At 65.9% G+C, this 6810-nt stretch carries 8 protein-coding genes; 7 read left to right on the top strand and 1 reads right to left on the bottom strand.

All coding sequences use genetic code 11. The annotated features are described in order from the left end of the window. From Q0379_RS14795 to Q0379_RS14765, 7 genes are all read left to right on the top strand, one after another. Positions 1 to 821 (top strand): chemotaxis response regulator protein-glutamate methylesterase (locus Q0379_RS14795; RefSeq protein ID WP_299010300.1); only part of this gene is annotated, 821 nt, incomplete at its 5' end. A 3-nt stretch (positions 822 to 824) separates the two neighbouring features. Beyond that, positions 825 to 1214 (top strand): response regulator, encoded by a 390-nt coding sequence (locus Q0379_RS14790; protein WP_058347350.1) that lies wholly within the window; start codon positions 825 to 827, stop codon positions 1212 to 1214. After that, a complete protein-coding gene (locus Q0379_RS14785) occupies positions 1211 to 1780 on the top strand; it encodes a chemotaxis protein CheD (protein ID WP_299010285.1) in 570 nt (189 codons plus the stop codon). Before Q0379_RS14790 ends, Q0379_RS14785 begins: the two co-directional genes overlap by 4 nt. Before the next feature lie 4 nt (positions 1781 to 1784). Further along, positions 1785 to 2165, top strand: a complete 381-nt coding sequence (locus tag Q0379_RS14780; RefSeq protein WP_299010283.1) for a chemotaxis protein CheU — start codon at positions 1785 to 1787, stop codon at positions 2163 to 2165. 5 nt (positions 2166 to 2170) lie between these two features. Beyond that, entirely contained in the window at positions 2171 to 2773 is a 603-nt protein-coding gene (locus Q0379_RS14775) for a response regulator (RefSeq protein ID WP_299010281.1), read from the top strand. Next, positions 2770 to 3240, top strand: coding sequence for a chemotaxis protein CheE (locus Q0379_RS14770; RefSeq protein ID WP_299010278.1), 471 nt, complete (start codon positions 2770 to 2772; stop codon positions 3238 to 3240). Before Q0379_RS14775 ends, Q0379_RS14770 begins: the two co-directional genes overlap by 4 nt. Before the next feature lie 265 nt (positions 3241 to 3505). Continuing rightward, positions 3506 to 6334 carry a TonB-dependent receptor gene (locus Q0379_RS14765; RefSeq protein ID WP_299010275.1) on the top strand — a complete coding sequence of 943 codons (2829 nt, stop codon included), beginning with the start codon at positions 3506 to 3508 and terminating at the stop codon, positions 6332 to 6334. Between the two features lie 66 nt (positions 6335 to 6400). Here Q0379_RS14765 and Q0379_RS14760 read toward each other — a convergent pair. Continuing rightward, positions 6401 to 6810, bottom strand: a 410-nt coding sequence (locus Q0379_RS14760; protein WP_299010273.1) for an amidohydrolase family protein, incomplete at its 5' end; no start/stop codon positions are given.

Below are 6810 nucleotides of genomic sequence, written 5' to 3'. Positions count from 1 at the left end.
AGATCATGCGCCTGCGGCCGATGCCGGTGGTCATGGTCTCGACCCTGACCCAGGCGGGCGCGGAAATGACGCTGCGGGCCCTGGAACTGGGCGCGGTGGACTGCGTGGGCAAGCCGGCCGATGCGACCGGCACCCAGGAGGCCCTGGCCGAGATCGTCACCAAGGTGAAGACCGCGGCGCGCGCCTCGGTGCGCACCAAGGCCGACGCCGCGCCGGCCCGCGCGCCGCGCAAGGACTACATGCCTTCGGGTGACCTGGTCGCGATCGGTTCGTCGACCGGCGGCGTCGAGGCCTTGCTGTCCATCGTGCAGCAGTTCCCGGAAACCTGCCCGCCGACGGTGATCACCCAGCACATGCCGGCGACCTTCACCGCCAGCTTCGCCGCGCGCCTTGACCGCGCCAGCGGCGCCAAGGTGACGGAAGCCTCGGACGGCGCGGTGCTGGAGCCTGGCAAGGTCTACGTGGCCCCCGGCGGCGCCACGCACCTCGAAGTCGTCCGCTCGGCCGGCCTGCGGTGCCGCCTGGTCCAAGGCGACCCGGTCAGCGGCCATCGCCCGTCGGTGGACGTCCTGTTCAACTCTGTCGCCCAGACACTGGGAGACAAGGCTGTCGGCGTCATCCTGACCGGCATGGGGCGCGACGGCGCCCAGGGGCTATTGGCGATGCGCAAGGCGGGCGCCCGGACGCTCGGTCAGGACGAGTCCAGCTGCGTCGTCTACGGCATGCCCAGAGCCGCCTTCGAACTTGGCGCGGTGGAGAAGCAGGTTTCCCTGTCCTCCATGGGCCAGTCCATTCTCGATCTGGCCTCGGCGAGGCGCTAACCTATGCCCCAAGCAAGCTCCATCTCCGTTCTTGTCGTCGACGACCAGCTGACCATGCGGGCGCTGATCCGAAATGCTCTGCAGCAGATCGGCTTCAAGGATATTCGTGAAGCGCCCGATGGCGAGGAGGCTCTGAAGAACCTCCTGGCCAAGCCGGCGAACCTCGTCATCTCGGACTTCAACATGCCGAAGATGGACGGTCTGGCGTTGCTCCGCGCGGTGCGTTCGCACCCGCCGATCCGCCAGACGGCCTTCGTCATGCTGACCGGCCGCGCGGACCGTGAACTGGTCCAGCGCGCGGTGCAGTTCGGCGTCAACAACTATTGCGTCAAGCCGTTCACCGTCCAGGGACTGCGCGACAAGATCGAACAGGTGTTCGGACAGCTGACATGACGCATCACACCCCACCCGAAGACACCGAGCGCGCGATTAAGGTGCACGTCACTCAGGGCGAAAGCCACGTGACGACTGACCCGAACGTGGTCATGACCACGGTGCTGGGCTCGTGCATCGCCGCCTGCATCCGCGACCCGCAGTCGGGCGTCGGCGGCATGAACCACTTCTTGCTGCCCGACGCCGGCGACGGCCGCGGGACCGGCGGGGACGCGGTTCGCTACGGCGCCTACGCCATGGAACTGCTGATCAACGAGCTGCTGAAGAAGGGCGCCCGCCGCGAGCGGCTGGAAGCCAAGATCTTCGGCGGCGCGAAGCTGTTCGACGGCCTCTCGGACGTCGGCGCCAGCAACTCCGCGTTCGCCGAGCGCTTCCTGCGCGACGAAGGCATTCCGATCGTCTCGTCCAGCACGGGCGGCGTGTCGGCTCGCCGGGTCGAGTTCTGGCCGGCCTCGGGCCGTGTGCGCCAGCGCCTGGTCGCCGTCGACAACGCGCCGCAGGACGTCCGCCGTCCCGCTCCCGTCCCGATGCCCGCCGCCTCCAGCGGCGACGTGGATCTGTTCTGACCGTATGCAACCTTCGCCGCTGCCTTCGCCGAAGACCGACTCGACCGAGCATCTGCCGGTCAGTGAGCTGTCGCGGCGCTTGGCGGCGGAGCTGGCTTCGGCCGCGGCGATCTGCCGGGACTGCGAGCATCTGGCTGGCGACCTCGCCAATGGCGGGGCCACCGTCGAGAACCTAGCGCGTCTGCAGGCCCTCGACGAGTTGAGCCAAAGGCTGCACGGCCTGTCGGAAGTGCTCGAGCGGATCGGCCATCACGCCTCCGGCGAATGGAGCATGTCGATCGCGCCGGTCCTCAACGGTCTTGGCTTGGCCGACATGGCCCAGCGCCTGCGCGCCGAAGAGCAGACCGAGGAACGCCAGGTCGCTGGCGAACTCGACTTTTTCTAGCGCCTATGACCGACGCGCTTCTCCCCTCGACGCGGATCAATCTCGAGCGGGCGACGGTGCTCGTACTGGATGATAACGGTCCCTCGCTCGACATCTTGTCGCAAGTCGTTTCCGGCTTCGGCGTCAAGCAGCTGTTGCGCGCGGAAAGCGTCGCCGACGCCCAGACCCTGGTCCGTACGAAGACCTTCGACCTGATCATCAGCGACGTGCAGATGCCGACGACGGACGGCATCGAGTTCATCCAGTGGCTTCGCCGCGAAGGCGGCGAGACCAATCGCTATATTCCCGTCATCCTGGTCACCGGCCACACCCGCACCTCGCAGATCTTCAAGGTCCGCGACGCGGGCGCCAACTTCATGGTGGCCAAGCCGATCACGCCCAAGGTGCTGCTGGAGCGCATCTTCTGGGTGGCCCGCGAGGACCGCGCCTTCATCGAGTGCGACACCTATGTCGGACCTGATCGGCGCTTCAAGCACGAGGGGCCGCCGCCAGGAACGGACGGGCGGCGTAAGGACGACCTTCCGGCGGAGGTGGGCGAGGCGCAGACGCCCAACATGTCCGACGACGAAATCGCAAACCTGATGCGCCCAGCCAAGGTGCAGATATGAAAGTCCGCAAGTTCCGCCCGACCAACCGCCTGACCGCGATGATCAAGGAGCGCGGCGGGATCATGGCCAAGGACGCCATCGCCGCCGCCGAGGCCGGCGTGGAGAGCCTTCGCGAGTCGTCCATGGCCGCGCTCGACGAGGCCATCGCCGAGATCGAGCGTCGGTTTGGCAAGGATACGCCCGAGCGCGTCTCGGAGTCGTATGAGAGCCTTTACGTGCTGGGATCGCGGATCATTGACGTCAGCGCCTTCGTGTCCGACGCGGGGATCGACAAGGCGGCCGTATCGCTCTGCACGCTCGTCGACAGCTGCGAAGACGCCGGCAACTGGCGATGGGACGCGGTGGACGTCCATATCGACGCCCTGCGCCTGCTGCGCGCGCATGGCGCCCTGCTGCCCGCCGATCAGCGCGAGGCCATGCTGCAGGGGCTGTATCAGGTCAGCAACTACCGCCCCGACGAGGCGTAAGCCCAAGCTTCCAGAACGACGCTATGTGTCGGAAACGCAACGGCGCGTCGCGTTCTCCGACTTGTGGCCACATTGCGGCCTTGTGGCGCGAGCTCGGCTTTGTTAGCACTATGCCACCGGTGTCAAAAACCTTGGTTGGCTTCTGACACCGGTAACAAAAATCAAGACTTACCGGCTGGGGCTCGTTTCGCGAGGGAAGGTCGCGAAGCGGATCAAAGGCCAGACAGGGGCGCAAGCGCCTATGGTCGACACGGGAGGAGGCTATATGTCCAAGAATTTCACGGCGCGGTCGCGTGCTCTGCAGTATGGTGTCTCGGGCGGCGCGTTGGCTCTGACCCTGATGATGGCCGGCGGCGCGATGGCGCAGACGGCTCCGGCGGCGCAGGCCGCCGATCCGGCGGAGGCGGTGGTCGAGGAAGTCGTCGTCACCGGCTTCCGCAAGTCGCTGGACGCGGCTTTGAATGTCAAGCGCGACTCGGTCTCGTCGGTCGATGTGATCGTCGCCGAGGACATCGCCAAGTTTCCTGATCAGAACCTCGCCGAATCGCTACAGCGCGTCCCTGGCATCTCGATCGTCCGTGACGGCGGCGAAGGCCGCGCGATCACCGTGCGCGGCCTTGGCTCGCGCTTCACCCGCGTGCGCGTGAACGGCATGGAGGCCGTCGCCACGACGGCAGACGGCGCCAGCGCCAACCGCGAGCGCGGCTTCGACTTCAACGTCTTCGCCTCGGAGCTGTTCAGCTCGCTGGTGGTGCACAAAACCGCCGAGGCTTCGCTCGATGAAGGCTCGCTCGGCGCCGTGGTCGACTTGAACACCGGCAACCCCATGCGCGGCAAGGACGGCTTCACCATGGCCCTCAGCGCGCAGGGCCAATACAACAGCCTGAGCAAGGACCTTGGTCCGCGGGTGGCCGGCCTGGTCAACTATCGCGCGCCGAGCGGCTTCTGGGCCGCCTCGGTGTCGGCGGCCTATTCGCAGCAAAACCAGATCGAAGCGACCAACAACACGGTCCGTTGGGCGCAGGCGCGCTTCAACCGCGTTGGAACGACCAACTGCTTCACCACTCAGAACTCGGGCGGCAGCTACGTCTCGAGCGCGCCCTGCGATCAGGTCACCCTGGCCTTCCACCCGCGCATCCCGCGCTATGGGGAAGTCACCCATGACCGCGAGCGCCTGGGCGTCACCGGCAGCCTGCAGTTCGCGCCGACCGATCGCACCAAGCTGTCGATCGACGGTCTCTATTCGAAGTACAGCGCCATCCGTAACGAGAAGTGGGCTGAGGTTCTGTTCCGGTCGAACGAGCGCTCGATCAACGTTCGCGACTACACGATCGACGCCAACAACAATCTGATCAAGGGTACGTTCGACAACGCCTGGGTCCGCCTGGAGCATTACGAGCGCAAGCTGGACACGACCTTCTACCAACTCAGCACCAATCTGACGCACGAGTTCACGGATCGGTTCAAGGTCCAGGCGCTGGCGGGCTTCTCGAAGTCGGATGCCGATATCCCGTACGAGACCACGATCATCTTCGATGATCGTGATGCGGCCGGCTACAGCTACGACTATACGAACATGAAGAAGCCGGTGCTCGCTTTCGGCACCAGCATCAGCGATCCGACGAACTTCCAGTTCGCCGAGTTCCGCGATCGCCCCTCTAACAATACCAACAAGTTCAAGACGTTCGCCTTGAATGGCGACTGGGCGATGACCGACGAGCTGACCGTGAAGGCGGGCGCCGTGTTCCGTCAGTTCGATCTGGATCTGCGTGAAGGCGCTCGCGACTCCACCTATTGCGCGGCCTTCACCTGCGCGGCTGGGACCTACGGCGCGCCGGTCACCTCGGCGCTCACGACCAACTTCTCTTTGACGGGCGCGGAAGCCCCCGCGGGCACGACGACGAGCTGGGCCGCTCCGAACCTTCAGGCGGCTGCCTCGCTGATCAACCTCTATCAGCGCCCGCTGCTCGTGCAGGCCGGCAACACCCGCTCGGTCACCGAGAAGGACACTGGCGCCTATCTGCAGATGGACCTGAAGAGCCAGTTGGCGGGTCTCGATTACGCGCTCAACGCCGGTGTGCGCTACGTGAAGACCGAGCAGTCCTCGACCGGCCTCAACAGCGGTCAGAACATCACCGTGGACCGGACCTATCATGACTGGCTGCCGGCGGCCAATCTGGTCCTCTATCCCATGGACAAGGTCATTGTCCGCGCCTCTGCCGCCAAGGTCATGACCCGCCCGAACCTCAGCAACCTGACGCCGGGCGGCTCTGTGGACGGTTTCAACTACCGCATCACCACGGGCAATCCTCAGCTGAAGCCCTATCGCGCCAACGCCTATGACGCGGCCGTGGAATGGTACTTCGCCCGCGAGTCGATCTTCTCGATCGCCGTGTTCAAGAAGGACATCGCGAGCTTCCCGCTTTCCAGCTCCGTGCAGGGCACCTACGCGTCGACGGGGCTGCCGCTGTCGCTGATCCTGGCCAGCTCGCCGGCCGCCGCCAATCCCGAGGCGCGGCCTTGGACGATCGGTACGACGATCGACGGCAAGGGCGCTTCGCTGAAGGGGGTCGAGTTCGCGGTGCAGGGGCCGTTCAGCTTCCTGCCGGGCTTCTGGTCGAAGTTCGGCGGGATCGCCAACGTCACGCTGGTCGACTCCAACGTCGCCTATCGCGTCAATGGCGCGGCCACGACCGCTACTCCGGTCAACCCGACCACCGGGACGCCCGTTAACTTCCCGCTGCTCGTCGCCCGGGACGAAAGCGGGAGCCTGTTTGATCTCTCCAAGCGCGCCTTCAACGCCACGCTTTATTACGAGGACGGCCCGTTCAGCGCGCGCGCCTCGGTCGCCTATCGCGGTGGCTATGTCGACGCCGCCAGCGACACCGGCAACGTGTTCGAGGGTTATAACAGCTCGGTCAACGTCGACGCCTCCATGCGCTATCGCGTGAACGACAACTTCGAAGTCTCGCTGGAAGGCGTGAACCTGACCGACGAGTACCGCGATCGCTTCACCGACCTCGAAGCCAATCGCAATTACGAATACAACCACTTCGGCCGGACCATCATGTTCGGGGTCCGCTACAAGATGTAGTCCCGCCGAAAGGCATGGACGGACAAGGCCGCCGGGTGACCGGCGGCCTTGTCCTTGGCTGGAGGACTAGGCGACGGCGCCGTCGATCCAGGTTTTCGCGACGTTGAGATCGTCGTCTAGCAGGCAGAGGTCGGCGGCGAAGCCGGGGGCTATGGCGCCGCGCTGGTCGGAGAGGCCCAGGAACGCTGCCGGGGCGGCCGAGGCCATCCTCACCGCCTGCTCCAGCGACAAGCCCAGCATCGCCACCGCGTTGCGGACGGCGGCGGCCATGTCGAGGTCCGAGCCGGCCAGGGTGCCGGCGGCGTCGACGCAGACCCCGTCGCGCACGGTGATCTCGCGGCCTTGCAGCGTGAACCGCTTGTCGACCATGCCCACGGTCGGCATGGCGTCGGTGACGAGCATGAACCGGTCCAGCGGACGGGCGCGCAGGGCGATCTTCAGGGTCACCGGATCGACGTGGCGGCCATCGACGATGA

This window comes from uncultured Caulobacter sp., from assembly GCF_937900395.1.
Classification (GTDB): domain Bacteria; phylum Pseudomonadota; class Alphaproteobacteria; order Caulobacterales; family Caulobacteraceae; genus Caulobacter.
Note: the sequence above shows the minus strand (reverse complement) of the source record. Positions and strands in the feature narration are given on the sequence as shown.